Annotated in this window: 25 protein-coding genes; 17 read left to right on the forward strand and 8 right to left on the reverse strand. The window is 68.2% G+C overall.

Translation table 11 applies throughout. From position 1 onward, the window contains the following. The first annotated feature begins 71 nt into the window (after positions 1–71). From M9980_RS08800 to M9980_RS08810, 3 genes are read left to right on the forward strand one after another with little or no spacing between them, the layout of a single operon-like run. Positions 72–2819 carry a [protein-PII] uridylyltransferase gene (locus tag M9980_RS08800; RefSeq protein WP_250749407.1) on the forward strand — a complete coding sequence of 916 codons (2748 nt, stop codon included), beginning with the start codon at positions 72–74 and terminating at the stop codon, positions 2817–2819. A 14-nt stretch (positions 2820–2833) separates the two neighbouring features. Continuing rightward, positions 2834–3217 carry a VOC family protein gene (locus M9980_RS08805; RefSeq protein ID WP_250749410.1) on the forward strand — a complete coding sequence of 128 codons (384 nt, stop codon included), beginning with the start codon at positions 2834–2836 and terminating at the stop codon, positions 3215–3217. Next, on the forward strand, positions 3214–3405 hold the full coding sequence (locus tag M9980_RS08810) for a hypothetical protein (protein ID WP_250749413.1): 192 nt from the start codon (positions 3214–3216) through the stop codon (positions 3403–3405). The genes M9980_RS08805 and M9980_RS08810 overlap by 4 nt, the downstream gene beginning before the upstream one ends. Before the next feature lie 873 nt (positions 3406–4278). Here the strand turns inward: M9980_RS08810 and M9980_RS08815 are convergent. The 4 genes from M9980_RS08815 to M9980_RS08830 form a co-directional block, all read right to left on the reverse strand. After that, entirely contained in the window at positions 4279–7047 is a 2769-nt protein-coding gene (locus M9980_RS08815) for a TonB-dependent receptor (RefSeq protein WP_250749416.1), read from the reverse strand. A 272-nt stretch (positions 7048–7319) separates the two neighbouring features. After that, complete coding sequence (infC, locus tag M9980_RS08820; protein ID WP_250749419.1) at positions 7320–7850, reverse strand: translation initiation factor IF-3; 531 nt, start codon at positions 7848–7850, stop codon at positions 7320–7322. Between the two features lie 81 nt (positions 7851–7931). Then, entirely contained in the window at positions 7932–9926 is a 1995-nt protein-coding gene (gene thrS / locus M9980_RS08825; RefSeq protein ID WP_250749422.1) for a threonine--tRNA ligase, read from the reverse strand. 145 nt (positions 9927–10071) lie between these two features. After that, positions 10072–12177, reverse strand: a complete 2106-nt coding sequence (locus tag M9980_RS08830) for a DUF3857 domain-containing protein (protein ID WP_250754856.1) — start codon at positions 12175–12177, stop codon at positions 10072–10074. A gap of 189 nt (positions 12178–12366) precedes the next feature. On the opposite strand from M9980_RS08830, the gene M9980_RS08835 reads away from it, so the two are divergent. Beyond that, on the forward strand, positions 12367–13404 hold the full coding sequence (locus tag M9980_RS08835) for an HD-GYP domain-containing protein (protein WP_250749425.1): 1038 nt from the start codon (positions 12367–12369) through the stop codon (positions 13402–13404). 30 nt (positions 13405–13434) lie between these two features. Here the strand turns inward: M9980_RS08835 and M9980_RS08840 are convergent, their stop codons facing one another. Then, positions 13435–13779: a hypothetical protein gene (locus M9980_RS08840; protein ID WP_250749428.1), complete on the reverse strand. Its 345-nt coding sequence runs from the start codon at positions 13777–13779 to the stop codon at positions 13435–13437. 9 nt (positions 13780–13788) lie between these two features. Beyond that, positions 13789–14610 (reverse strand): LD-carboxypeptidase, encoded by an 822-nt coding sequence (locus tag M9980_RS08845; protein ID WP_250749430.1) that lies wholly within the window; start codon positions 14608–14610, stop codon positions 13789–13791. 72 nt (positions 14611–14682) lie between these two features. Here M9980_RS08845 and M9980_RS08850 point away from each other — a divergent pair, with 72 nt between their 5' ends. From M9980_RS08850 to M9980_RS08875, 6 genes are all read left to right on the forward strand, one after another. After that, positions 14683–16089, forward strand: coding sequence for a glutamate ligase domain-containing protein (locus tag M9980_RS08850; RefSeq protein WP_250749433.1), 1407 nt, complete (start codon positions 14683–14685; stop codon positions 16087–16089). Between the two features lie 157 nt (positions 16090–16246). Next, positions 16247–16654, forward strand: coding sequence for a hypothetical protein (locus tag M9980_RS08855; RefSeq protein ID WP_250749436.1), 408 nt, complete (start codon positions 16247–16249; stop codon positions 16652–16654). Then, positions 16651–16857, forward strand: coding sequence for a helix-turn-helix transcriptional regulator (locus tag M9980_RS08860; RefSeq protein ID WP_250749439.1), 207 nt, complete (start codon positions 16651–16653; stop codon positions 16855–16857). Before M9980_RS08855 ends, M9980_RS08860 begins: the two co-directional genes overlap by 4 nt. Then, entirely contained in the window at positions 16854–17768 is a 915-nt protein-coding gene (locus M9980_RS08865; RefSeq protein ID WP_250749442.1) for an alpha/beta fold hydrolase, read from the forward strand. Before M9980_RS08860 ends, M9980_RS08865 begins: the two co-directional genes overlap by 4 nt. A 68-nt stretch (positions 17769–17836) precedes the next feature. Beyond that, complete coding sequence (locus M9980_RS08870; protein ID WP_250749445.1) at positions 17837–18910, forward strand: YjgN family protein; 1074 nt, start codon at positions 17837–17839, stop codon at positions 18908–18910. Positions 18911–18913: 3 nt separating this feature from the next. Beyond that, entirely contained in the window at positions 18914–19969 is a 1056-nt protein-coding gene (locus M9980_RS08875) for a M48 family metallopeptidase (protein ID WP_250749448.1), read from the forward strand. 4 nt (positions 19970–19973) lie between these two features. On the opposite strand, the gene M9980_RS08880 is transcribed toward M9980_RS08875, so the two are convergent. After that, positions 19974–20651 (reverse strand): class I SAM-dependent methyltransferase, encoded by a 678-nt coding sequence (locus M9980_RS08880; protein ID WP_250749450.1) that lies wholly within the window; start codon positions 20649–20651, stop codon positions 19974–19976. Between the two features lie 113 nt (positions 20652–20764). Here M9980_RS08880 and M9980_RS08885 point away from each other — a divergent pair, with 113 nt between their 5' ends. The 7 genes from M9980_RS08885 to M9980_RS08915 are packed head-to-tail and all read left to right on the forward strand — an operon-like array spanning position 20765 to position 24716. Then, positions 20765–21463: an alpha/beta hydrolase gene (locus M9980_RS08885; protein WP_250749453.1), complete on the forward strand. Its 699-nt coding sequence runs from the start codon at positions 20765–20767 to the stop codon at positions 21461–21463. Then, a complete protein-coding gene (locus tag M9980_RS08890; protein ID WP_250749456.1) occupies positions 21460–22191 on the forward strand; it encodes a tetratricopeptide repeat protein in 732 nt (243 codons plus the stop codon). Before M9980_RS08885 ends, M9980_RS08890 begins: the two co-directional genes overlap by 4 nt. A gap of 52 nt (positions 22192–22243) precedes the next feature. Beyond that, positions 22244–22693: a VOC family protein gene (locus tag M9980_RS08895; RefSeq protein ID WP_250749457.1), complete on the forward strand. Its 450-nt coding sequence runs from the start codon at positions 22244–22246 to the stop codon at positions 22691–22693. A gap of 19 nt (positions 22694–22712) precedes the next feature. Continuing rightward, positions 22713–23447, forward strand: a complete 735-nt coding sequence (gloB, locus tag M9980_RS08900) for a hydroxyacylglutathione hydrolase (protein WP_250749491.1) — start codon at positions 22713–22715, stop codon at positions 23445–23447. A 40-nt stretch (positions 23448–23487) separates the two neighbouring features. After that, positions 23488–23901 carry a hypothetical protein gene (locus M9980_RS08905; RefSeq protein WP_250749493.1) on the forward strand — a complete coding sequence of 138 codons (414 nt, stop codon included), beginning with the start codon at positions 23488–23490 and terminating at the stop codon, positions 23899–23901. Positions 23902–23903: 2 nt separating this feature from the next. Beyond that, positions 23904–24311 carry a hypothetical protein gene (locus M9980_RS08910; protein ID WP_250749496.1) on the forward strand — a complete coding sequence of 136 codons (408 nt, stop codon included), beginning with the start codon at positions 23904–23906 and terminating at the stop codon, positions 24309–24311. A gap of 27 nt (positions 24312–24338) precedes the next feature. Further along, positions 24339–24716 (forward strand): hypothetical protein, encoded by a 378-nt coding sequence (locus M9980_RS08915; protein WP_250749499.1) that lies wholly within the window; start codon positions 24339–24341, stop codon positions 24714–24716. A 36-nt stretch (positions 24717–24752) separates the two neighbouring features. Here M9980_RS08915 and M9980_RS08920 read toward each other — a convergent pair whose 3' ends face one another. Continuing rightward, positions 24753–25367, reverse strand: coding sequence for a hypothetical protein (locus tag M9980_RS08920; protein ID WP_250749502.1), 615 nt, complete (start codon positions 25365–25367; stop codon positions 24753–24755). Between the last annotated feature and the right edge of the window lie 28 nt (positions 25368–25395).

Consider the following 25395-nt stretch of genomic DNA (forward strand, 5'->3'; position numbering starts at 1 on the left):
CACGCCCCCTCCACCACCGCTTCGCGGCGGTCCCCCTCCCCGTACCGGGGAGGATCGGGTAGGGCTTCTCCATGTCCCGTTTCGACCACGTCCCCAACCGCCGCGCGCTGATCGACCGGCGTTCGGTCGCCGAGGCTCTGGGAGCGCTCACGGGCAGCGACCCCGCGGCGCTGCGGCGCGCGGGCACCGCCATCCTCAAATCCGCGCTAGACGCCGGTCGCGCCGAGATCGCCGCGCGGCTTGCCGCCCATCCCTCCCACGGGCTGGAGGCGGCAAATGCCGGTGCCTATCTGGTCGACCAGATCCTGCGCCTGCTGTGGGACTTCACGACCGAGCGGCTGTACCGCAACCCCAACCCCACCGCCGCCGAGCGCATGACGCTGATCGCGGTCGGCGGCTATGGCCGCGGCGAGATGGCGCCGCATTCGGACATCGACATCGGCTTCCTGACGCCCTCCAAACAGACCGGGTGGAGCGAGCAGGTCATCGAATCGATGCTCTATGCCCTCTGGGACATGGGGCTGAAGATCGGCCATTCCTCGCGCTCGCTGGACGAGATGGTACGCCAAGCGAAAAGCGACGTGACGATCCGCACCGCCCTGCTCGAGGCGCGCTACGTCTGGGGCGACACCGACCTTTACGAGGAGGCCGCGCGCCGCTGGAAGGCCGAGGTCCAGCACGACACCGCCCGCGTTTTCATCGCCGAGAAGCTCGCCGAACGCGACGTCCGGCACCGCAAGATGGGCGACAGCCGCTACGTCGTCGAACCCAATGTGAAGGAGGGCAAGGGCGGCCTGCGCGACCTCCACACGCTCTTCTGGATCGGCAAATACGCTTATGACGTCCAGCGCGCCGCCGAGCTGGTCGATGCCGGGCTGTTCACCCGCGAGGAATATCGCCGCTTCCACCGCGCCGACAATTTCCTGTGGGCGGTGCGCTGCCACCTCCACCTGATCGTCGGGCGGCCCGAGGATCGCCTCACCTTCGACGTCCAGCGCGAGATCGCCGAGCGGATGCGCTTCACCGACCGCCCGGGCAAGTCTAAGGTCGAGCGGTTCATGCAGCTCTACTTCCTGCAGGCAAAGGCGGTGGGCGACCTGACCGGCGTCTTCCTCGCCCATCTCGACGAGAAATTCGCCGCACGCGGACGGCGCTTCGGCCTGCCGACGATCCGCCGCCGCCCGACGAAACTGCACGGCTTCGTGCTTGATCGCGGGCGCCTGGCGCTTCCCGACGACGATTTCTTTCGCAGCGATCCCGTCCGCCTGGTCGAGATGTTCGCGCTCGCCGAAGGACATGGGCTGGAGGTCCACCCGCTCGCCATGCGCGCCGCGTCGCGCGACGCACGGCTGGTCGACGGCGTTCGAAACGACCCGCGCGCCAACGCCCTGTTCCTCGACCTGCTCAGCGGCCGCAACGATCCCGAGATGGTGCTGCGCTGGATGAACGAGGCCGGGGTGTTCGGCCGCTTCGTCCCCGACTTCGGCCGCGTCGTCGCGCAGATGCAGTTCGACATGTACCATCACTATACGGTGGACGAGCACACCATCCGCGCGATCGGGCTGGTGTCGAAGATCGAGCGTGGCGAGCTGAAGGACGACCACCCGCTCTCGACCGGCATCTTCGACCAGATTGTGGCCAGGCGCGCGCTGTACGTCGCGGTGCTGCTGCACGACATCGCCAAGGGGCGTGGCGGCGACCATTCGGTGCTGGGAGCCGAAGTCGCCGAGCGGCTCTGCCCGCGCTTCGGCCTGACCCCGGCGGAAACAGAGACGGTGGCGTGGCTGGTCCGATGGCACCTGTTGATGTCGGCGACCGCGTTCAAGCGCGACCTCTCCGACTTCAAGACGATCCTCGATTTCGCACAGGCGGTGCAGTCGCCGCAGCGGCTGATGATGTTGCTGGTGCTGACCGTCGTCGATATCCGCGCGGTCGGCCCCGGCGTCTGGAACGGGTGGAAGCGCCAGCTGCTCGGCAATCTGTTCGAGGGGGCGGAGGAAGTGCTGCGCCTCGGCCACAAGCAGCGCGGGCGGCAGGAGCGCGTCGCCGCCAAGCAGGAGGATCTCGCCACGGCGCTCGGCTGGGACGCCGCACGGATGGCGACGCTACGCCGCCGCCTGCCCGAAAGCTATTGGGTGGCCGAACCCGCCGACGTGCTGGAGGCGAACGTGCGGCTGATCGACGGCGCCGGCACCGCGCCGCTCTCGATCGCGGCGGTGCCCGATCCTGCGCAGGGCGCGACGCTCGTCACCGTCTATGCCAGCGATCATCCGGGCCTGTTCTACCGCATCGCCGGCGCGATCCATGCCGCGGGCGGCAACATCATCGACGCGCGCATCCACACGACGCGGGACGGCATGGCGCTCGACAATTTCCTGGTCCAGGACCCGCTCGGGCGCCCGTTCGGCGACCCCGGCCAGCTTGCCCGCATCCGTCAGGGGATCGAGGATGCGCTCGCCAACCGCGTGCGCCTGCGCGACCGGCTGAAGGCCAAGGCCCCCTCCCGCCCCCGCGCCGACGCGTTCCAGGTCCAGCCCAACGTGCTGATCGACAATGCCGCATCGAACCGCTTCACGGTGGTCGAAGTGAACGCCCGCGACCGCCCCGCGCTGCTCCACCACCTCGCCAACGCGCTGTTCCAGTCGAAGGTGACGATCCGCTCCGCCCATGTCGCCACCTATGGCGAGCGCGCGGTCGATACCTTTTACGTCACCGACCTGATCGGTGGTAAGATCGAGGGCGCGGCACGGTTGAAGGGACTCGAGAAACGCCTTGCCGAGGCGGCGATCGGCGACGGTGAGCGCGTCGGGGATGGCTGAAGGGGAGAGGTGACATGCCGGTAGTTGGAATGGGCGGATTGTTCTTCCGCGCGCAGGATCCCGACGCGCTGAACGCCTGGTACCGCGATCATTTGGGCGTCGGCGCCGGATGCGGCACCAGCAGCGACGGCGACTCGAGCGAATGGTATTGGCAGGTTTCAGGCGGCCCGATGGTGTTCGCGCCGTTCAAAGCCGACACCGACTATTTCGCCGCCGACAAGGCCTTCATGATCAACCTGCGCGTCACCGACCTCGACGCGCTGATCGCCCGATTGCGCGCGGGCGGAATCGACGTCGTCACCAAGCCCGAGTGGAACGACCCCACCACCGGCCAGTTCGCGCGCATCGACGATCCCGAGGGCAATGCGATCGAACTGTGGCAGCCGCCGGCGGAATGAGCGCGATTCTGCCCGTCGTGCTGATAGCCGTAGCTCTGTCGCTCGCGCTGCTGCTGTCGTCGTCGAGCCGGAGGTCGTCGCCGCGGAAAAGTGGTGGCGGCGACGGCGGGGCCGACATTGCAGGTTGGTCGGACAGCGGCAGCGTGGATAGCGGCGATTGTGGCAGCGATGGCAGCGGCTGCGATTGAGCCCACCGTCGATATTGCCAGGCGTAAGTAGGTAGTCTGCCGTTGGGTGGAGGGCGAACAGGCAGGTTAGCGTCGAACTGCACCGACACCGGCCATCGGAGGACCGGATTTGCGAGCGGACATACAACCAACGAGGTCAAAAAATTGCTTAGGCGCGCTGTCACGTTGAGTTGTGCTCCAATGCCATGCTGCGTCGCCCAAAGAACTTAACAGTATGTGCGCTGGGGCTATGCCGCCACGCCTAGGAATATCGTTAATTACATCATAGCTCGCGTTGGTACCGATATACTCCATATCTCCTAAGGGGCGCGGTCCACCGTCTGGTGATGGCGGCCGCCAGTCCGGATGCGTAACGTCAGTCGTCGACGCGAGGTTTTGCTTATCGTTGGTTCCGCCGCCCCAAGGAAGCCACCAATAAGTGCGGCCGGTATCACCGAAATGAATGCCTAGTGCGATATCAGCGGGCCAATCAGGGCCGCTCTTAACAGGACGAAATGCCGCTGTGACGACCGGTTTCTGGCGTAAGGCGTATCGGGCATCTTCAGTCCGGCAGGTTGTTATAGCTGCGAGAGAAAGAGCAGCGAGTATAACCATCAGAGCCTCCCGATTAGCCGCTTACCATGTCAGTGCCGCTCCCGAATTCAATGGCCCATTACGCGATCGTTGTTCCGCCGCCGACATTCCGCACCTGAGGCGAAAGCAGACAATCAGCCAGCAAAGGCAAACGGCCCGTCCTCGCAAGGACGGGCCGCTCGAACTGTTCGTGCATCCGCCACGGCGTCAGACGGAGCGGTTGCGCCGCACCACTGCCCGAGCGGGAACCCCCGACGTAGCGGGGCCTCGCTCAGCTTTTGCTGAGCGAGGCTGCGCGCATCAGAACCGCACGCGGCCGGTCACCCCGTAGGTGCGCGGCTCGGCCAGATACTGCGAGAAGATCTGGCGACCGCCCGGATACTGCGGGTCGACGAAGGGCGCGCTGGTCGTGCCCGCCTGGAACGGAGAGTTAAACGCGACCTGGGCGTAATCCTTGTCGAAGATGTTCTGGCCCCAGAATTCCAGCGCCCACTTCTCGTTCGGTCCGCGGATGCCGACGCGGGCGTTGGCGACGAAGAAGCTGTCCTGCGCCTTCTGCGGGAACAGGTCGGAGCCGGTGTTGTAGTCGTCGCTCAGGCGGCCGTCGATGTAGAGCAGGCCCGACAGGCCGGTGCTGCCGATGCGCGGCGTCCACGAGAAGGACGAGGTCGCGACCCATTCCGGCGCGTTCGACAGGCGATTGCCCGGCAGGACGCGGAGAGCGGGATCGAGCGCGAGGCCCGCCGCCGAGCCGACCAGGTCGTTGCGATATTTCGTGTCCGCATAGGTGATGCCCATGTTGAACGCGATGTCGCGCGTGGGCTGCAGCGAGGCTTCCAGCTCGACGCCCTGCGACAAGACGCCGTAGCTGGTGTCGCCGGAGCAGGCGCCGGTCGCCGCGCTCGTGTCCCGATCCGCGCCGCCCAAGGGCGACTTGCACGAATTGACCGTGGCGACGAGGAAGACGGTGCCGTTGAACGTGTTCAGCTGGAAGTTCTGGAACTCCTGGCGGAACGCAGCGGCGGTGATCGTCGCCCGGCCACGCGAGTATTTCGCGCCGATTTCGTACGCGTTCACCTTCTCCGGATCGAACTGAAGGTTGCGGGTGAGCGCCTGGGCTCCGCCGACCGAGGCGAACGACGCGATCGGCGACTTCAGCGCCGAGCGGTCGAGGTTGAAGCCGCCCGCCTTGTAGCCGCGCGAGTAGGAGCCGTAGATCAGCAGCGCGTCGGTCGGCTTGTACGAAAGCACCGCGGTGCCGGTGAATTCGTCCTCGTTGCGCTGGTCGGCGATGCTGACGCCGTTCAGCTCGGAGGTCGAGTTGCCCTGGCACGACAGGCCGATGATGCCGCCCGCGGTCGCGGCGAGCGCGGCGTTGGTCAGGAAGCCCGACAACGCGGCCTGGTTGGCGACGCAGGCGGTGTTGTCGTTGGTGAAGGTCGCGTTCAGCCGCTTGCGCTCGTTGGTGTAGCGCAGGCCCAGCGTCAGATCGAGCCTGTCGGCCAGATGGATGATGTTGTGCGTGAAGAACGCATAGTTGCGGCTGTTCTGCAGGTAACGATCCGCAGTCGAGCCCTTGTCGTTGATGCCGTCTAGGCGATCGATCGCGGCAAGCACGGTCGGGCCAGCGGCGCCGAGCGCGGAGACGCCCGCGGCGATCGCGGTGCGCACCGGCGCGGCGAGACAGCCGGTGCCGGTCGGCGAATAGCCCACCGCCAGCGTGCTGCCCGATACCAGGCGGCACGTCGCGAAGCGGCCGTACTGGTTGCCGAAGCGCAGATTGTCGACGACCGTCAGATCCTCGTTCGCGTAATAGCCGCCGACCAGCCAGTCGAGCTTGCCGTTGAACGCCTCGCCCTGCAGGCGCAGTTCCTGGCTGAACGTCTTGAACTGGCGCGACGCGTTGCCGTTGGCGGCGCGGTACAGGATGTCGACGCTCGAATAGTCGGTGTCGGAGCCCTGGTCGCTCTTGTAGTCGCGGTAGGCGGTGATCGACGTGATCGACGCGCCGCCGAAATTATAGTCGACCTGGCCCGAGACGCCCCAATCCTCGGTGCGACCGGCAAAGCTGCGGCCCGGCGACACCGACACGGTGCGGTTGTAGCCCGCATTGGTGATGCGCGTGACGTTCTGGCCCAGGTCGCGCAGCACGTTGACGATGTTGTTACCGTCGGTCGACAGCGGCGACAGCGACGTCGCCGGGTTGTTGAGGTTGCCGATATATTCGTTGGCGCTGCGGTCGACGTAGATTGCCGCGCAGCACTTTTCGGTGCGCTTGGTATAGTCACCGATCAGGCGGATGTTGAGGTCGCTGGTCGGTTCGAAACGCAGCTGGCCGCGCACGAAATACCGGTCGCGATCGTTGATGTCGGTGTTGTTCTGCGGATCATAGTAGAAGCCGTCGCGCTTCGAATAGATGCCGTCGATGCGCGCCGCGACCGTCTCACCCAGCGGCACGTTGATCGCGCCCTGGAAGCGATAGGCGTTGTAATTGCCGTAGCTGCCCTCGGCCATGCCCTCGATCCCGCGGAACGACGGCTGCTTGGTGATGATGTTGATGGCGCCCGCCGACGAGTTGCGGCCCGACAGCGTGCCCTGCGGCCCGCGCAGCACCTCGACCCGCTCGACTTCGCCGAGCTCGTTGAGGCCGGCGCCGGTGCGCGAGCGATAGACGCCGTCGATGAACGTCGCGACCGAGCTTTCGAGGCCGGGGTTGTCACCCACCGTGCCGATGCCGCGGATACGCGCCGAGCCGTTCGCTTCGGTTCCGGTCGAGGACACCAGCAGCGACGGGGCGAGCTGGTTGAGCGAGCGGATGTCGGTCGCGCCCGACAGCTGCAGCTGCTCGGACGACACCGCCGACACCGCGACCGGCACGTCTGCCAGGCGCTCGGCGCGGCGGGTGGCGGTGACGACGATGTCGCCGGCGCTGACCGGGGCCTGATCCTGAGCCTGATCCTCGGCGGGGGCGGTCGTCGCATCCTGCGGCGCGGGAGCGGTGGACTGCGCCCAGGCCGGGGCCGCGATCGCGGCGGTGGCGACGGTCATGAGCAGCGCGAGCTTACGCATCGTTCGGCAATCCTCTCTGTTCGAAAATCGTTTTTTATTATCGGGTACGGAAATGCCGAAATCGCGCGGCGTTTTCCAGCCCGCGCACTGGGGCAGACCATTCTTTTCGCACAGACGATGCAGGAATGTCACAGGGGTGGCGCACCCCTGCCACGCGCAGGGCGGCAATAGCATTGCAGATCAGTCACTTGCCGCCCCTCGCCCCCAACGCCAAACGACCGCCCGTGGCTGGCGCCACGGACGGTCGTTTGCGTACCGAACCTTCGAAAAGGTTATTTGGGGGCGAGCACCATCAGCATCTGCCGGCCTTCCATGCGCGGATAGGCCTCGACCTTGGCGACTTCGGCGACCTGTTCGGCGACGCGCTGGAGCACCGCCATGCCGAGCTGGCCGTGCGAAAGCTCGCGCCCGCGGAAGCGCATGGTGACCTTCACCTTGTCGCCCTCACCGATGAATTCGACGACCTTCTTCATCTTGGTGTCGTAATCATGGTCGTCGATGTTCGGACGCATCTTGATCTCCTTGATCTCCTGCGTCTTCTGCGACTTGCGAGCGAGGTTCGCCTTCTTCTGCGCCTCGTACTTGAACTTGCCGACGTCCAGGAACTTCGCGACGGGCGGGTCGGCGTTCGGCGACACCTCGACCAGGTCGAGGCCCAGCTCCGCCGCCGCCTCGATCGCCTCGCGCGTGTACATCACGCCCAGATTCTCGCCCTCGTGATCGATCACGCGGACCTTGGGCGACTGGATGAATTCGTTGAACCGGGGGCCGTTCATTGCCGGCTGCATCGGTCGGCGCATCATGGGCGGACGGATAGTTGGTGCTCCTGTGGTGGTATGACGGGGTCTATATAGGGAAAAGCGGGCGGATGCGAAAGGTGCGGCTCAGCGAAGGTCGGGCGGGGTCGCCTCGCCGGCCAGCCGCGCCACGATCTCGTCAAGAGCGACGAATTCCTGCCGGTCGCTGCCGAGGCGACGGACGGCGACCTTGCCCTCCTCCGCCTCGCGCTTGCCGACGACCAGCAGCGCCGGAACCTTGGCAAGGCTGTGTTCGCGGACCTTGTAGTTGATCTTCTCGTTGCGCAGGTCTGTATCGACGCGGATGCCGGCGGCGCGCAAGCGTGCCGCGACCTCGCGCGCATAGTCGTCCGCATCGCTGACGATCGTCGCGACCACTGCCTGCACCGGCGCCAGCCACATCGGGAAGCGCCCGGCGTGATGCTCGATCAGGATGCCGATGAAGCGTTCGAAGGTGCCGAGGATCGCGCGGTGGAGCATCACCGGGCGGTGGCGATTGCCGTCCTCCCCCACATAGCTCGCGTCCAGCCGGTCGGGCAGCACGCGGTCGGACTGGATCGTGCCAACCTGCCACGTCCGCCCGATCGCGTCGGTCAGGTGGAATTCGAGCTTCGGGGCGTAGAAGGCGCCCTCGCCCGGCAGCTCCTCGAACTTCGCCTTGATGCCCTCGTCCAGCGACGATGCCAGCACCGCCTCGCGCAGCTCGGCCTCGGCCTTGTCCCACATCGCATCGTCGCCGAACCGCTTGTCGGGGCGCAGCGCCAGCTTCACCGCGTAATCGACGAAGCCCAGGTCGCGATAGACGCTGTCGAGCAGCTCGCAGAACTTGCGGACCTCCTCGATCACCTGATCCTCGCGCACGAAGATATGCGCGTCGTCCTGCGTGAACTGGCGGACGCGCATGATGCCATGCAGCGCGCCGTGCGGCTCGTTCCTGTGGCAACAGCCGAATTCGGCCATGCGGATCGGCAGGTCGCGGTACGACTTGATGCCCTGCTTGAAGATCAGAACGTGCGCCGGGCAGTTCATGGGTTTCAGCGCCATCAGGTCGCCGGTGCCGGAGAGCACCGCGCCCTCATCCTCGATGTTGGGCACTTCGTCGGGCACCACGAACATGTTCTCGCGGTACTTGCCCCAATGGCCCGATTGCTCCCACTGGCGCGCGTCCATTAGCTGCGGCGTCTTCACCTCGGCATAGTCGGCGGCGTCCAGGCGGCGGCGCATGTAGGCCTCCAGCTGGCGCCACAGGATGAAGCCGTTGGGGTGCCAGAACACGCTGCCATGCGCCTCGGCCTGGAGGTGGAACAGGTCCATCTCCTGCCCGATCTTGCGGTGGTCGCGCTTGGCGGCTTCCTCCAGCATGGTCAGGTGTGCGTCGAGCTGCTTCTTGTTCAGCCAGCCGGTGCCATAGATGCGGCTGAGCATCGCGTTGTTCTGGTCGCCGCGCCAGTATGCGCCCGACACGCGGGTCAGCTTGAAGGCGGCGGAGTCGAGTTTGCCGGTCGAGGCCATGTGGGGGCCACGGCACATGTCGAGCCACTGGCCCTGGCGATAGATCGTCAGTTCTTCGGTATCGGGAAGTTCGGCGGCCCATTCGGCCTTGAACGTCTCGCCCTGGCGCTGCCACGTCTCGATCAGCTGCTCGCGCGTCCACACTTCGCGCACGAACGGTTCGTTGCGGGCGATGATCGCGCGCATCGCCGCTTCGATCGCGGGCAGATCCTCCTCGGTGAACGGGCGGTCCTTCGGCGCGAAGTCGTAATAGAAGCCATCGTCGGTTGCCGGGCCGAAGGTGATCTGCGTGCCCGGAAACAGCTGCTGCACCGCCTCGGCCAGCACATGCGCGAAGTCGTGGCGGGCAAGCTCCAGCGCGTCGGCCTCGTCGCGGCTCGTCACCAGCGCCAGCTGCGCGTCGCCCTCGAACGGGCGCCCGATGTCGCGCAGCTCACCATCGACCCGCGCCGCGATCGCCGCCTTGGCAAGACCAGGCCCGATCGCCGCGGCGATATCCGCCGGGGTGGTCCCCGGCGCTACCTCCCGGACCGAACCGTCGGGCAGCGTGATACGGAAAGGCGCGGACATCCTGGCAACCACCACATAATTGAGAGTGTGTCGCCTATGCCGTGGGAGGCGGGCCGAGCGCAAGGCGCACGTCGGCTACTTCGCCCGCCCGCCCGCGGTGCGCACGTCGGCTACTTCGCCCGCCCGCCCGCAGCGCGCACGTCGGTTACCGCACCCGCCCGACGGGAACGAGCACGTCGGCCACTGTCCGCCCACCGCCCGCGTCCCGCAGCCCAACCTCCAGGCACGGCGCCGGGTTGACCACGAAGTCGGCGTCGTCGCGGAACGGCAGCGCCTCGGCGGACGGCTTCGCTCCCGCGGTCGCGGCGATCTGATAGACGCTCGACATGTTGTTGTCGAAATTCGCGATCTGGCCATTGAGGGTCGCGGCGTCGGCGGGCGAAATCTCGGGCACATAGCTGCGCCGGCTCATCACCGATCGCATCACCCCGCCGTTCAGCCCCGCCTGCCGCCAATAGGCGACGCCGCCCAGGTGCCGGTCGACGGGCTTCGCCGAATAGGCCCAGCGCCATTTGGCATCGTCCGCGGGCAGGCGCACCGTCGTCGCCCAGCAGCGGTAGCGCGGATATTCGATCGCCCACGGCGCCGACTGGTCCTGCTCCTTCGGGCGGCGCAGCTGGTCGGGCGCATAGAAGCCCGCGCCGACCAGCGTCAGGCTGCGTCCCTCCGCAGCCGTCCCGGTCCAGCCGGGCTTGCCCGTCCCGGTCGCGGTAAAGGCGAAGGCGGCGCGGCGTTCGTCATAGGTCCAGCCGACCTTGTCCGGCTCCATCCAGTCGATCTGCTGCCGCCAATAGGCCTTGATCGCCCGGTCGGCGTCCTCCGCCGCCATCGCCGCGACCCGCGCGCGCATCTGATAGGCCTCGTCCCCGCGCAGGATGTTGCGGGCGGTGACCTTTGCATCCTTGTCGAGCCCCGCGCGGGCATCGATGTCGATCACGCCGACGAACGACGGCGCGTCCGGCGCGCGCGCCGCGACCGGGGCCAGTTCCGCGCCCGCCGCCGACAGCGGCAGCGCCCAGCGGAACGCTGGCGGCGGCAGCGTGTCGAGATACCGGTCCCCGGCGCGCGTGCCGTCCAGCCAGTGCGTCTTGCCCGCGATCTGGGCGCGGACCAGGACATGGTCGAACATGCGCGGGCTCGGCAGCCGCGCATCGGTGCCGTCGCCGCCGGTCGCGCTGACCAGCACCGGCTCCGCGGCGATGCCGAGTTCGCGCAGCAGCGCCAGCAGCAGCACCGTTTTCGCCTTGCAGTCGCCGAACCGGCGCTGCCATGTCTCTGCCACGGTCGCCGAGCGATAATTGCCGCCGTCCAGCCCGACATAGACGTAGCGGATATCGTCCTGGACCAGCCGCAGCGCCGCCGCCGCGCGCACCGCGGGATCGCTCGACAGCGCCGCGATCTTCGCCGCCTCGGCACGCAGCGGCACACCCGCCGCCGCCTGCACCGCGCGGTCGTACAGCGGCCACATCTGCCGCGACACGTCGCTCCAGCGCGCGAAGTCGGAATATTCGATCAGCCGGCGGACATTGTAGCGTGCCGGCGCGCCCTCGGTCGGCAGCGCGCCCGCCGGATCGCGCAGCTCGAACGCCACCGCCTTCTCGCCGTTCGCCAGGGTAGGCTTCCCCGGCGCCAAGTCGCTGCTGGCCCGCCACGTCAGCGCCTTGGCCGCGGGCCACACCAGCCGGTAGCGATAGGCGCCGGGTATCCCCGTACCGGGCAGCGCGCCGATGCCCGCGACATGGGTACCGAATGCCGGCTCGCGCCGGGTCGTGGTGACCGCGAATTCCAGCGTATCGCCGACGCGCAGGCCCGGCACCTGCAGCGTCGCGGTGCGCTCGCCATCGAGCATAGACTGCTCCAGCCCCGCCTCGCGCTGCAGAATCGTGAATTTGGTCCCGGCTAGCACGTCGCTTGCCTGCCCGTCGCGGATCAGGCGCAGGTAGTGGACCGTCGCCGACCCGGCGGAGGGCATCCAGGTGACGGTGACGTTCCCGGCGCTCAGCGCATCGGGCTTCAGGACGGTCAGGCGATAGGCGCTGAACACTTCCTCGCCCGCCGGCACCACCCGCACCTGATTGTCGAGATAGGCGATGCGCAGCGGCGCGTCGGGCGGGGTAGGCCCTGCGGTCGGCGTGGGCACCGGCGATGCCCATGCCGGGACCGGGCCGTAACGGATGTCCGCCGCGGCATCCGTGCCGGCGACCGCATGAGCGCCGGTTCCGCACAGCCCCACGACGCCGGCGCCCAGCATCACCAATAGTCGGTAATTCAAATCGCTTGCCCCCGTTTGTGCCCACAAGTCTCGCGACTTGGGCGGACCGATGCAAGCCTTTGAAGCGGTGCAGGATTTGTAAGAAACAAATCGGCGCGGGCAAATGATCGTTAAACAACGTCGACCAGAAAGTGCGACGGGGAGGGACAGGATTTGGCGGCGGGCGGGATGCACATATCTTCTGATGCGGAACCGGGGGCGATCGACGCGGATACCGCGATCTTCACGGCAGCAGATTGGGCCGGCACGCGGCCGCGCACGCGCACTATTGCCGCGTTGCTTCCGCGGCTGGGGCGAAAACCGAAACAGACGAAGCGGATTCTGCTGGAAGGCAAGATCGCCGAGGCGCGCCGGACATTGGCCTATGCGTTCGAGGAGATCCGCTTCGAACCCTCGCTCGACGTCGCCGCGCTATCCGCCGCTGCCGACACGCTGGCGAGCGCGATGAGCCTCGATGCGCGGATGATGCTCAGCCTCACGCGGCTGCGCTCGCGCCACGAATATACCTATGTCCATTCGATCGGGGTCAGCGCGCTGATGATGGCGATTGCGCGGCTGCTCGGCTACGATGCCGCGCGGGTCCGCACGATGGGGCTCGCCGGGCTGCTCCACGACATCGGCAAGCTGCACGTACCGCTCGAGGTACTGAACAAGGTCGATCGCCTGACCGCGCACGAATGGTCGCGCATCCAGTCGCATTCGGAACGCGGCGGCCAGCTGCTCGCGTGCATCGACGGGCTCGATCCAGTCGTGATCGACGTCGCCCGCCACCATCACGAGCGGGTGAACGGCACCGGCTATCCCGACAAGCTGGCGGGCACCGACATCTCGGAGGAAGCGCGTATCGCCGCGGTCTGCGACGTGTACGACGCGCTCACCTCGTCCCGGTCGTACAAGGCGGCGTGGACGCCGGCGCAGGCGCTCGGCTGGATGCATACAAGCGAGGGCCACTTCGACCGCCGCATCCTGCGCGCGCTACGCACGCTGATCGGCGCATTCCCGGCGGGGTCACTGGTGCGGTTGCAGAGCGGGAAATTGGGCGTCGTGATCGACGACCCCGAATCCGCGGCCACCCAGCCGCTGGTGCTTGTCAGCTACTGCACCCTCGCCCGCCGCGCGGTGTCGCCACAGGTGCGCAATACGGCGGCGGACCCGATCGTCGCGATTGAGGAAGCGTCGGCCTGGCCGGGGGCCGTGGCGGGGTGAGGTCAGAATAGAATGGCGGGAAATGAGTGGTTAGCTGCCGTTCGCGAGCAATAGCTTAGCCTCTTTCAATGCATCTTCGATTGTCTCGAATACGCTGAACCGCGGCTCAGCCTGTATCTGCCAGAAAGGCTCCCAGCGAGCATCGCAGGGAAATGGCACATCATCGGGATGCAACTCGTCATTCGCTTCATAGCTACGCACGCGCTCCTCTATGATAACGTAGCGGGCGTCAGCTCGATCGTAGATTGCAAGCCGAAGTTTAGCGTCTGCGGAGAGCAGTTCGCCGTGACGATATCGCGGTTTCATGCGGTCAAGGTGTCCTGCGATGTCGAAGTCTGCAAGTGGGCGAAAGCGGAAATCCGATGCTGCCGTCACGACGCCCCTTCACACCAACCCGAACGGCACCACCAGATTGTCGGTATCGTGCCCGATCCGCGCGCGGCCGAGGTACGGCACGCCCATGTCGCCGCACCAGCGAGTCATCATCGTCTCCAGCGACTCGCCGAATTCCTTCTCGTTATCGCCGTCGGGCACGTCGGTGACTGCGCCCAGCCGGACGCCGGCGATCCCCTTCAGTTGCGTCGCGTTCGCCATCTGGAACAGCAGGCGGTCGATGCGGTAATAGGCCTCGCCCACTTCCTCGATGTAAAGAACGTGGTCGGTCAGGTCGGGCATCCACGGCGTGCCGATCAGCGCGCACAGGATCACCAGGTTGAACGCCGCCGCCGGGCGGCCGTTTAGCGTCGGCTCCAGCGCGTTGCGGTCCTTGTTCACGAGCCAGCCGAGCGCGCGACCGACGCCGACCCCCTTCGACGATTCGCTGACGTTCGACGCCATCGGTCCGTGGACCGGGTGGCCGATCCGCCTTGCGTAGAGCGCGCCGAGCAGGAACCCCATGTCGGAAAAGCCCATGTAGCTCTTGGTCCGCGCCGCCGGTCCCAGCTTCGGCATCACCTCGGCCAGGATGCGGTTCGATCCATAGCCGCCGCGCCCGAACCAGATCGCATCGACGCTGGGATCGTTGGCATAGCGCAGGAACGTCTCGGCGCGGATCGCGTCGGGGCCGGCGAAATGCCCGGCCTCCATGTACACCTGCGGATCGATCACCAGCTCGACCTCAGGGTAATAGAGCGCGGTGAAGGCCGCGACGCGGGCGGCGCCCTCCACGCTGATCGACCGGGCCGGCGCGACGACTGCAATCTTCATCCTACCCCCATTACCGACGCCCCGAACGGAAAAGGGGTGGCGGCGCTTCGCGGCAAGCGATAGCGCGCGGCCATGCAGCACGGCAAACGCTTCTTCTTCGTCGGGGTCGGCGGCTCGGGAATGATGCCGCTGGCGATGATCCTCGCCGGCCGCGGGGCAAGCGTCGAAGGCTCCGATCGCGGCCTCGACGCCGGGCGCGTTCCCGCCAAGTTCGCGGCGCTGGAGGCGCTGGGCGTGCGTCTTCACCCGCAGGACGGCAGCGGCGTCGTCTCGCCCGAGCAGACCGTCGTCGCCTCTGCCGCGGTCGAGGACAGCGTCGCAGACATCGTCGCCGCGACGCGCATCGGCGCGCCGCGCATGACCCGCGCGGAACTGAACGCGGAACTATTCAACGCCGCCGCGCTCTCGATCGGGGTCGCCGGGACGAGCGGCAAGTCGACCGTCACCGGCATGATCGGCTGGATCCTTCATGCGCTCGGGCGCGACCCGACCGTGATGAACGGCGCGGTGATGAAGGATTTTGCCGGGCCCGACGCGCCCTTCGCCAGCGCCCTCGTCGGCCACGGCGATGCGTACGTGAGCGAAGTCGATGAAAGCGACGGCTCGATCGCGCTCTACGCGCCGCACATCGCCGTGCTGAACAACGTCAGCCTCGACCACAAGTCGCTGGACGAACTCCGCGACCTGTTCGGCGATTTCGCGGCCAAGGCGCGCACGACCATAGTCAATATCGGCGATGCGGAGGCCGCCGCGCTCGCCACCGCGCTCGACCCGACACGCACCGTCACCGTCGCGATCGACCGCCCCGCGGACCTGACCGCGACCGCGCTCGCTCCCGACCGCTTCGCCATCGCCTTCGATCTGATCGCCGGCGAGGAGTGCCACCGCGTGACCCTAGCGGTGCCGGGCGCACACAACGTCGCCAACGCGCTTGCCGCCATCGCCGCGGTGCGCGCGGCAGGTGTGCCGCTCGCCGATGCCGTCCGCACCATCGCCGGCTTCACCGGGCTCCGGCGCCGCTTCGACCTCGTCGGCGAAGCGAACGGCGTCGCGGTCATCGACGATTTCGGCCACAACCCCGACAAGATCGCCGCGACTCTCGCCACCCTCCACGCGTTTCCGGGCCGGCTGCTCGTCCTCTTCCAGCCCCACGGCTACGGCCCGCTGAAGGTCATGCGCCGCGAACTGGTCGCGATGTTCGCCGAACATCTTGCCCCGCAAGATCTGCTCATCCTGCCCGACCCGGTCTATCAGGGGGGCACCGTCGCCCGCGACGTCACCAGCGCCGATATCGTCGCCGACATCGCCATCTCCGGGCGCACCGCGCAGCACATCCCCGACCGCGACGCCGCCGCCGCGCATCTGGTGGCCACCGCACAGCCCGGCGACCGCATCGTCATCATGGGCGCCCGCGACGACACGCTGAGCCTGCTCGCGGCGGACATGGTCGGCCGGCTCGCACTTCTCCGTTCGTGCTGAGCCTGTCGAAGCACATGGTCCAGGCGCTGCACCTCGTTACACGTCCTTCGACAGGCTCAGGACGAACGGATGGGCTGTTGATGTAAACCACCCTTGACATGGAAAGCTCCCTTGACGTAAAGCTCGCTTGTCAACGAGTCGTCAGGAGCCAGTATCCATGAAAGCCCATACCGCCGCCGGTCGCCGCTATACGCGCCGGTTCATGCCCACCATGGCCGCTTATGTCGTCGCCATCCTGTTCGCGACCTGGGCGATGAAGACCTGGCATCCGACCGGCGCGCTGCTGGTCGCGTTGTCGGTGTTGCCGGCGCTGCCCATCATCGGCGTCATCGCAGTGATCGGCCTCTATCTGGTCGAGGAAACCGACGAATATCTGCGCACCCGCATCGTCCAGGCGATGCTCGTGGGCCTCGGCTTCATGCTCGCCTTCACCAGCGCGTGGGGGTTCATGGAGGAAGGCGGCGTGCTGCCGCACATGCCGGCGTATTTCGCGTTCATCCTGTGGTGTTTCGGCTGGGGCGTCGCGCAGTGCGTCCAGTCCTTCCGCGATCGGCGGGCGGCGTGAAGAACCGCCTGAAGGACCTGCGCGCCGAGCGCGGCTGGAGCCAGCAGCACCTGGCCGACGCGCTCGAGGTGTCGCGCCAGAGCGTCAACGCCATCGAGACGGGGCGCTACGACCCCTCCCTCCCCCTCGCCTTCCGCATCGCCGACCTGTTCGGCCAGCCGATCGAGGCGATCTTCCTCAATCCGAAGGAAACCGAACAATGATCCGTATCGCCCTTCTGCTTGCTACCGCGCTGATCCCCGCCGCCGCGACCGCACAGACACCGCGCGCAACCGCCGCGACCAGCGCCGTACCCCTCGTCCAGCTCGACCACATCTCGATCCAGTCGGTTGGCAAGGGGCCGCCGCTGGTGCTGATCCCCGGCCTCGCCTGCCCGCGTGCGGTCTGGGATGCGTTCGTGCCGCAGCTCGCGAAATCGCACCGCGTGCTGCTTGTGCAGGTCAACGGCTTCGGCGGCGACGCGCCGGGTGCCAATCTGAAGCCGGGTGTGCTCGACGGCATCGTCGCCGATCTCCACGCCTATCTGGCTCGCGAAAAGCTGCGCGACGTGCCGGTGGTCGGCCATTCGATGGGTGGGCTGGTCGCGATGATGCTCGCCAAGGCCCATGCCGACGACGTGTCGAAGCTGATGATCGTCGATTCGCTTCCCTATTTCGCGGTGCTGATGGCGCCTCCGGGCGTCGATCCGACCCCGGCGATGGTCGCGCCGCAGGCGGCGGTCATGCGCGACCGCGTTGCCGCCAACTACGGCAAGTCGCTCAGCCCCGAAGCGATAGAGGCGCAGACCCGCGGCCTCGCGCTGAAACCCGCCAGCATCGCGCTGATGAAAAGCTGGGCCGCCGCCGCCGATGCTCGCGTGACGGGTCAGGCGATGTACGAGGATCTGACCACCGACCTGCGCGGCGACCTTTCCGCCATCCGCACGCCGATCACCCTGGTCTATCCGTGGAACGCCGCCGGCCCGACGAAGGAAATGGCCGGGCCTTTCTATCGCAAACAATATGCCGCGGCGCCCGCGATCACCTATGTCGATATCGGCGATGCCGCGCACATGGTCATGCTCGACCAGCCCGCCGCCTTCGCGCGCGCCTTGGACGATTTCCTCGCGAAGTGACTGAAACCGCTTGACCGCCGCACCCCGCCCGCGCTCATCTGCGGGCGGGGAACAATCGGGGGGATTGCATGATCGAGGATGCGGGCGCTGCCCACAGCGCCTTCGCGTTTCGCGGCACGTGGCGGGAATTCGCGCCGATCGCGTTCACGAATTTGTTGCTGACCATCGTCACGCTCGGCATCTACCGGTTCTGGGCCAAGACCCGCGAGCGGCAGTATCTCTCGAGCCGCACGCGCTTCATCGACGATACGATGGAATGGACCGGCACCGGCCTCGAGCTGTTCATCGGTTTCGTCCTCGTCCTGATCGTCTTCGGACTGCCGCTGCTCGCCCTGCAGTTCGGCATCCAGGCGCTCGCGATGCGCGGGCAGGAGGGGGTCGCCGCGCTGCTCGGAATCGCCCTGTACCTGTCGTTCCTGTTCCTCTTCGGCGTCGCCCGCTTCCGCGCGCTGCGCTACCGCCTCAGCCGCACCTTGTGGCACGGCATCTCGGGCGGCAGCGACGATCAGGGCTTCGAATATGGCGTGCAGGCGACGTGGCGCCCGATCGTCGGCGGCTTCGCCTTCGGCCTGCTGATCCCGTGGTCGATGGTGTCGCTGTGGAACGAGAAATGGTCGCGGATGAGCTTCGGCCCGCACGAGTTCACCAGCACCGCCGACAGCGGGCCGGTGCTGAAACGCATGCTGATCTGCGTGGCGCTGGCGATTCCCGTCCTGCTCGTCACCGGCGGGCTGATCGGGCTGACAGCGGCGGGCGTGGCGCAGATCGCGCCCGAGACGCCGCTCGCCATCCTTTTCGCGCTCCTGCCGGTGTTCTACCTGCTGGTGTTCATCGTCTTCCCGATCACCTTCTACGCAGTGTTCTTTCGCGAGTGCGTCAGCAACATGACGCTCGGGCACCTGGAGTTCCAGTTCGACGCGCGCACGATCGACTGGGTGAAGCTGTACCTGGTCGATGTCGCCCTCGTCATCGGCACGCTCGGCATCGGCGCGATCTTCCTCGGCTATCGCCACTGGAGCTTCTTCATCCGCCACCTGGAAGCGTATGGCGAAGTCGATCTCGACAGCCTGACCGGTTCGACTACCCGCCGCCCCGGCCAGGGCGAGGGGATGCTCGACGCGTTCGACATCGGCGCGATCTGACCCGTGGAGGCGTGGCATTACGACGGACTGGTCGCGCGCCGCCGCCACCCGCGGGTGCGCGCCGATGCCGACGGGCTGTACCTGAGCGAGGGTGACTGGGCGGAGGGCCCGATCCCGTGGGACGCGCTCGTCACCCGCGATCGCAACGCGCAGGGGTGGCTGCTCGGGCGGCGCGATCGTGACGGGTGGCGGCTGGGGCTGGAGGGCGACGTCCCCGCCGACCTCGCCGCCCGCCTGCCGCAGCCGGTGCGCTACGGCGGCTTCATCGACCGCATCGGCCTGATGCCCGCCGCCATCGCCTGCGCCGGGGTCGCCGCGATCGTGGTCGCGGTCGGCATGGCCGCGCCCGGATGGGTCGCGAAGGCGGTGCCGATGAGCTGGGAACGCCGCATCGGTACCGCGATGATCGGCGATTTCGGCGGGCGGCTGTGCGACGGCCCCGGCGGCCAGGCCGCGCTCGACCGCCTCGTCCGCCGTATCGAGCCGGCGGGCGAGCCGCTCGACGTCCGCGTCGCCGCCGTGCCGATGGTCAACGCCGCGGCACTCCCCGGCGGGCGCATCGTGATCTTCGAAAAGCTGCTCACCGAAGCCTCCGGCCCAGACGAAGTCGCGGGCGTGCTGGCGCATGAGATCGGCCATGTCCGCCACCGCGACGTGCTGTCGGCAATGGCGCGGCAGGCGGGCATCGGCCTGCTGCTGGCGAGCTTCACCGGCGACGTCGGCAATGCGCTCGGCACGCTGATCGCCGCACGCTATTCGCGCGGGGCCGAAAGCGCGGCGGACGGCTACGCGATCGCCGCGCTCGCCACCAACGGCATCTCCCCGCTCCCGACGGCGCGCTTCTTCCGCAAGCTCGCCGCGATGGAGGAGAAGTTGCCGCAGACCGCGCTCGGCTACCTCTCCAGCCACCCGCTGTCGAAGGAGCGCCGCGCGCGCTTCGAGGCGAGCGCGCGCACCCACCGCGGCGACACCCCCGCCCTCACCGACGCCGACTGGCAGACGCTCCGCCGCATCTGCACGACCGACAAGGCCGTGGTGCGCGGCAGGCTGCCGTTCTGAGGGGTTACACCCGCACGAAGCCGAGCATCCGCTGCCCGCGCGGGTGGCCCCACTCGCCGATATAGTCGATCCGCCACGGCAGCCGCGCGACCAGATGGTCGAAATCGGCGCGCGTATAATGGTAGAAGGTCCGGTCGCTGTGGCTGACCACGCCCGAGGGGGCATGGACGTGATCCTGCTCCGGGTCCGCCGATGCGTCGATTTCGAAGAAGGTCGCGAACAACCTGCCGCCCGGCCGCATCGAGGGCGCAAGGCGCGCGAGGCAGCGGCGGATGCGGTTCAGCGACAGATGCGTGAACAGCGACTGCGCGATCGCAAAGTCGAATGTCGCGCCCAGCCGGTCGAACTCGAAATCCTCCAGCGCCACGATCTGGTCGCGCGGCTGCCGGTCGGTCAGGCGCGCGCGCTTCAGCTCCAGATCCCAGCCGGCCTGGAGCAGCAGCGCGCTCTTGTCGATCGCCCAGTAGTTGCCGGGGTCGAGGTACGGGATCAGCCGCACCCCCGCCCGAAACGCGCCGGCGCCGACATCGAGCAGCACGTGCGACGGCTGCAACCCCTGCCCGACCAGAAAATCGAACTGCAGCTGCCCTATCTCGTCCCACGCGCCGCCGATCAACTGGCGGTGCCGGCCGCGGCGGATGTGATCCTTCACCACTTCGGGATCGTCGTAGAAACTGTCCATCGCGCACCCGCCCCCCGGGGTGTCGGCACCCCGCCGACGCAGGTGCCATGCGAACGTGGTGCGGTTCAATACGCATCGCGACATCGCCCGCCCGATTGCGCTACGACGGCGGCATGACCCGCCCCCTCGCCCACCACAACACCCCCGGCACCGGCCCGACGCTCGTCTTCCTCCCCGGCTATGCCAGCGACATGACCGGGTCGAAGGCGCTGGCGGTGGAGGGTTGGGCGCGCGCGCGGGGCCGCGCTGCGTTGCGCTTCGATTATGCCGGCTGCGGGGACAGTCCCGGCGCGTTCGAGGATTACACGCTCGCCGACTGGCGCGACGATGCGCTCGCGATGATCGATCGTCTCGACGGGCCTGTCACGCTGATCGGATCGTCGATGGGCGGCTGGATCGCGCTGCTCGCGGCCCTCGCCCGGCCGCAGCGCGTCGCCCACATCGTCGGTATAGCGCCCGCGCCCGACTTCACCGAATGGGGCTTTTCGGACGCGGAGAAGGCCGCGCTCGCCCGCGACGGTCGCGTCGAGCGCGCATCCGAATACGGCCCCGAACCCACGGTCTTCACCCGCGCCTTCCACGAATCCGGCCAGGCACTCCGACTGACGCCCGACCAAATCGCGATCGATTGCCCGGTCCGCTTCCTCCAGGGCCAGCGCGACGCGGACGTCCCGTGGCAGCGCACCGTCGACCTCGCCGCGCGCTTGCGTTCAGCCGACGTGCAGACGCTGCTCGTCAAGGACGGCGATCACCGCCTGTCGCGCGACGCCGATATCGCGCTGCTGCTCGGCATCATCGAGAGCCTGCCATGATCCTCCTCGCCCTCCTGCTCCAGTTCGCCGCCCCCGCCGCACAGGAAGCGCGCTTCGACACCTGCGTCGATCTCGCCACCAGCAACAGCGACGGCGGCGTCGCCGATGCGTCGGCGTGGAAGCTGTCGGGCGGCGGGTTCCTCGCCGACCAGTGCCTCGGCATCGCCCATGCCTCGGCGCGCCGCTTCGAAAGCGCCGCCACCGCATTCGAGCGCGCGGCCCGCGGGGCGGAAGTCGCCAAGGATCGCCGCGCCGCCAATTACTGGGCGCAGGCGGGTAACGCCTGGCTTGCCGCCGGTGACGCGGTTAAGGGCCGCGCGGCACTCGACGCCGCGCTCGCGGGTGGTGCGCTCACCGGCACGGCGCTGGGTGAGGCGCACCTCGACCGAGCCCGCGCGCTGGTCGCCGCGAACGAGCCGGTGAAAGCGCGCGCCGACATCGACCTCGCGCTCGCGAGCGCGCCCGCCGACCCGCTCGCGTGGCTGCTCTCGGCAACCCTCGCCCGCCGCAGCGGCGACCTGCCCCGCGCACAGAAGGATATTGCCGAGGCGCTGTCGCGCGCCGCCGACGACGCCTCGGTCCAACTCGAGTCGGGCAACATCGCCGCGCTCGCGGGGGATGAGGCGGGCGCGCGCGGCGGCTGGCTGAAGGCGGTGCAGATCGCCCCCGCCACACCGGTCGGTCGCGCCGCCAAGGCCGCACTCGCGCAGTTCGACGCTGGAAAATAGCCGCGCCGCCCCTATCTCTCGCGGCAGACATTCCCCCTGCGCGAGGCCTGCGATGCACTATCTCCACACCATGATCCGCGTGACCGATCCCGAGGCGACGATTCGCTTCTTCGAGGTCTTGGGCCTGAGGGAAGTGCGGCGGATGGAGAATGACAAGGGCCGCTTCACGCTGATCTTCCTCGCTGCGGACGAGGACATGAACGCACCCGGCGAACGCGCGAAGGCCGAGGTCGAGCTGACCTACAATTGGCCCGCCGAGGGCGAGGCCGGCGAAGCGTACACCGGCGGGCGCAATTTCGGCCACCTCGCCTACCGCGTCGACGACATCTACGCGACGTGCCAGCGGCTGATCGATGCCGGCTACACCGTCAACCGCCCCCCGCGCGACGGCCACATGGCCTTCGTCCGCACCCCCGACAACATCTCGATCGAGCTGCTCCAGAACGGCGTCCTCGACCCCGCCGAGCCGTGGACGTCGATGCCCAACGTCGGGGAGTGGTGAGGGTGATCGGAGCGCACGCATGACCGCCCTCCAGATCGCCTGCGTTCCCGCGCTCAGCGACAATTACATCTGGCTGGTCCACGACCCCGCAACCGGCGGCACCGCGGTCGTCGATCCGGGCGAGGCCGCCCCCGCGCTCGCCGCCGCCGAGGAACGTGGGTGGCAGATCGACCGCATCTGGATCACCCACTGGCACCCCGACCACACCGTCGGCATCGCCGCGATCGTCGCCGCGACGGGGGCGAAGGTCACCGGCCCCGTCGCCGAGGCTGCGAAGATCGCCGGCCTCGACGCCACCGTGGCGGAAGGCGACACGATCACGCTCGGCGACCACGTCGCGAGGGTGCTCGAAACCCCCGGCCACACCGCGGGGCACGTCACCTTCCACTTCGCCGACGACGCGCTGCTGTTCCCCGGCGACACGCTGTTCGCGATGGGCTGCGGCCGGTTGTTCGAGGGGACGGCGGAACAGATGTTCGCCAACATGGCGCGGTTCGCAGCCCTCCCCGACGAAACGATCGTGTACGGCGCACACGAATATACCCAGTCCAACGGTCGCTATGCCCGCGTCGCCGAGCCCGACAACGCCGCGATTTCCAAGCGCATGGTGGAGGTCGACGCCCTGCGCGCGCGGGGCGAACCGACGCTCCCCACCACCATCGGCCAGGAGCGCGCGACCAATCCCTTCCTCCGCGCCAAATCCGCCGCGGAACTGGCCGACGCCCGCGCCGCCAAGGATGGTTTTCGCGGCTGATCGGGTATAGGATCACCCCCGGGGGCCGATGGAGATGACCATGCGTATCGCTTATCCGATCCTCGCCGGCCTGTTGCTCGCCGGCTGCGCCATGTCCGCCGAGGAGGCGTCGCGCCAGGCTGCATCCGACGCACGCGACCAGGCGAAGCTCGACAAGCGCCTCGCCGGCTATACGCCCGGCCAGCCGCAAAGCTGCATCCAGCCCTACCGCGCGCAGCAGCAGGAAATCTTCGGCGACACGCTCGTCTATCGCGACGGGCGCCGGCTGTACGTCAACAAGACCACCGGCGGCTGCTTCGGGCTGCGCCGCGACGACATTGTCGTGACGCGCAGCTTCAGCGGCCAATTCTGCCGCGGCGACATCGTCCGCACCGTCGACAGGACGAATTCCTTCCCAAGCGGCACCTGCTCGTTCGGCGACTTCGTGCCCTATACGAAGGACGGTCGGGGCTGACGATGCGCGTCGCGGTCCTCGCGGCGCTGATGCTGGCGGGCTGCGCCGGGGGGCGGGCGCCCGATACTGCCGGCGATGCGAGCGCGCTGGCTGCGATGCTTGCGGGACGCACCCCGGCACCCGCTGGACGCTGCATCTCGCTATCCGGCGTCGATGGCCCGACCGTGGTCGGGGGCAGCCTGGTGTACCGCGATGGCCGCCGCCTGCTGGTCAGCACCCCGCCCGCCGGCTGTCCCGCGCTCGGCGGCGATCCGATCGTCGTGACGGAAGTGTTCGGCGGCCAGCTATGCGCGGGCGACCGTTTCCACACCCTTGAGCGCGGCAGCAGCATCCCCGGCCCGGACTGCCGGTTCGGCCCGTTCGTTCCGTGGGCAACGGGTCGGGGCTTGCCGGAACATACCAGGAACTGATATCCTTCTCCGCGAGGAGAATGCGATATGAGCCGGTTCGAACGCGCCGTTGCCGCGATCCACGACGCCAGCGTGACGATCATCGCCTATTTCACATGGTCGTGCTTCGGAATGTTGGCGCTTGCGTGGTCGATCTATCTGAAGCCGCTGCTGCCGCTGCCCGTGATCGGCTTCGAAGCGCATCCCGCGGTGGTCGAATATCTGCTCTGGTCGGCAGGCACGTCGCTCGTCCTGCTGCTGGCGGCGACGCTCCTGCTGCGGAGCGCGGTACGACGATACTGCCCGGACGTTGATGTCCGGCCCGCAACCGCCGACGCGGCGATCGCGCGGCTGGGCGCCAGGGGCGTCGGCGCCGAATGGACCGTGCGTATCGCCTTCCACGCCACGCGCCGCCGGGGCGGGTGAACCGGGCCGCGCGATTGCGCGACCCGGTCCCGCGGATCAGCGGCGAGCCGGCGTGCCGGCGTCCACCGGCGGGGCGGGCGGCACGGCACCGGCCACCGGAGCCGGCTGAGCCGCGCCCGGTGCGCAGCCGACCGGCGGCGGCGGGGCATCGCGACCCGCCAGTTCCGGACCGCCGGGGGGCGGCGGCGGCGGACCGTCATGGCCAGGGCCACCCGGACCGCCCGGACCGCGCCGGCCATGCGGCCCGCGCCCGTCGGAGCCACGCCCGCCGGGCCCGACCGCACTGACCTTGCCCGCCGGATCGACCAGATACGACGCGCGCAGCTGGCCGTCGTCGTAGCGACCCTGCACGGTCAGCGCCGCGCCCTTGGCGATCGTGCCGCGCGCGTCGCGCCCGGCGTCGATCATCGTTCGTCCGCTCGCGTCCTGCAGGACGACGCGGTCGCCGAACACCTCGGCCACGCGGCCTTTCACGGTCACGACGCCGCTGGTGTTCACCAGCCGCGCGATCGGCGTGGCGACGTTCGGCGCCATCTCGACCGAGGGGCGGGTCAGCGACACCGCGCCGGCGCCACCGGCGGCACCCAGGCCGAGCAGCACCGCGCCGCCGAGGCCGAGCTGCGCACGGCGGGACATGTTGAAACGGGCCATCACACATTCTCCTTCATGGTTGATGTCG

Origin of the sequence: Sphingomonas donggukensis, from assembly GCF_023674425.1 — a bacterium.
Classification (GTDB): domain Bacteria; phylum Pseudomonadota; class Alphaproteobacteria; order Sphingomonadales; family Sphingomonadaceae; genus Sphingomonas; species Sphingomonas donggukensis.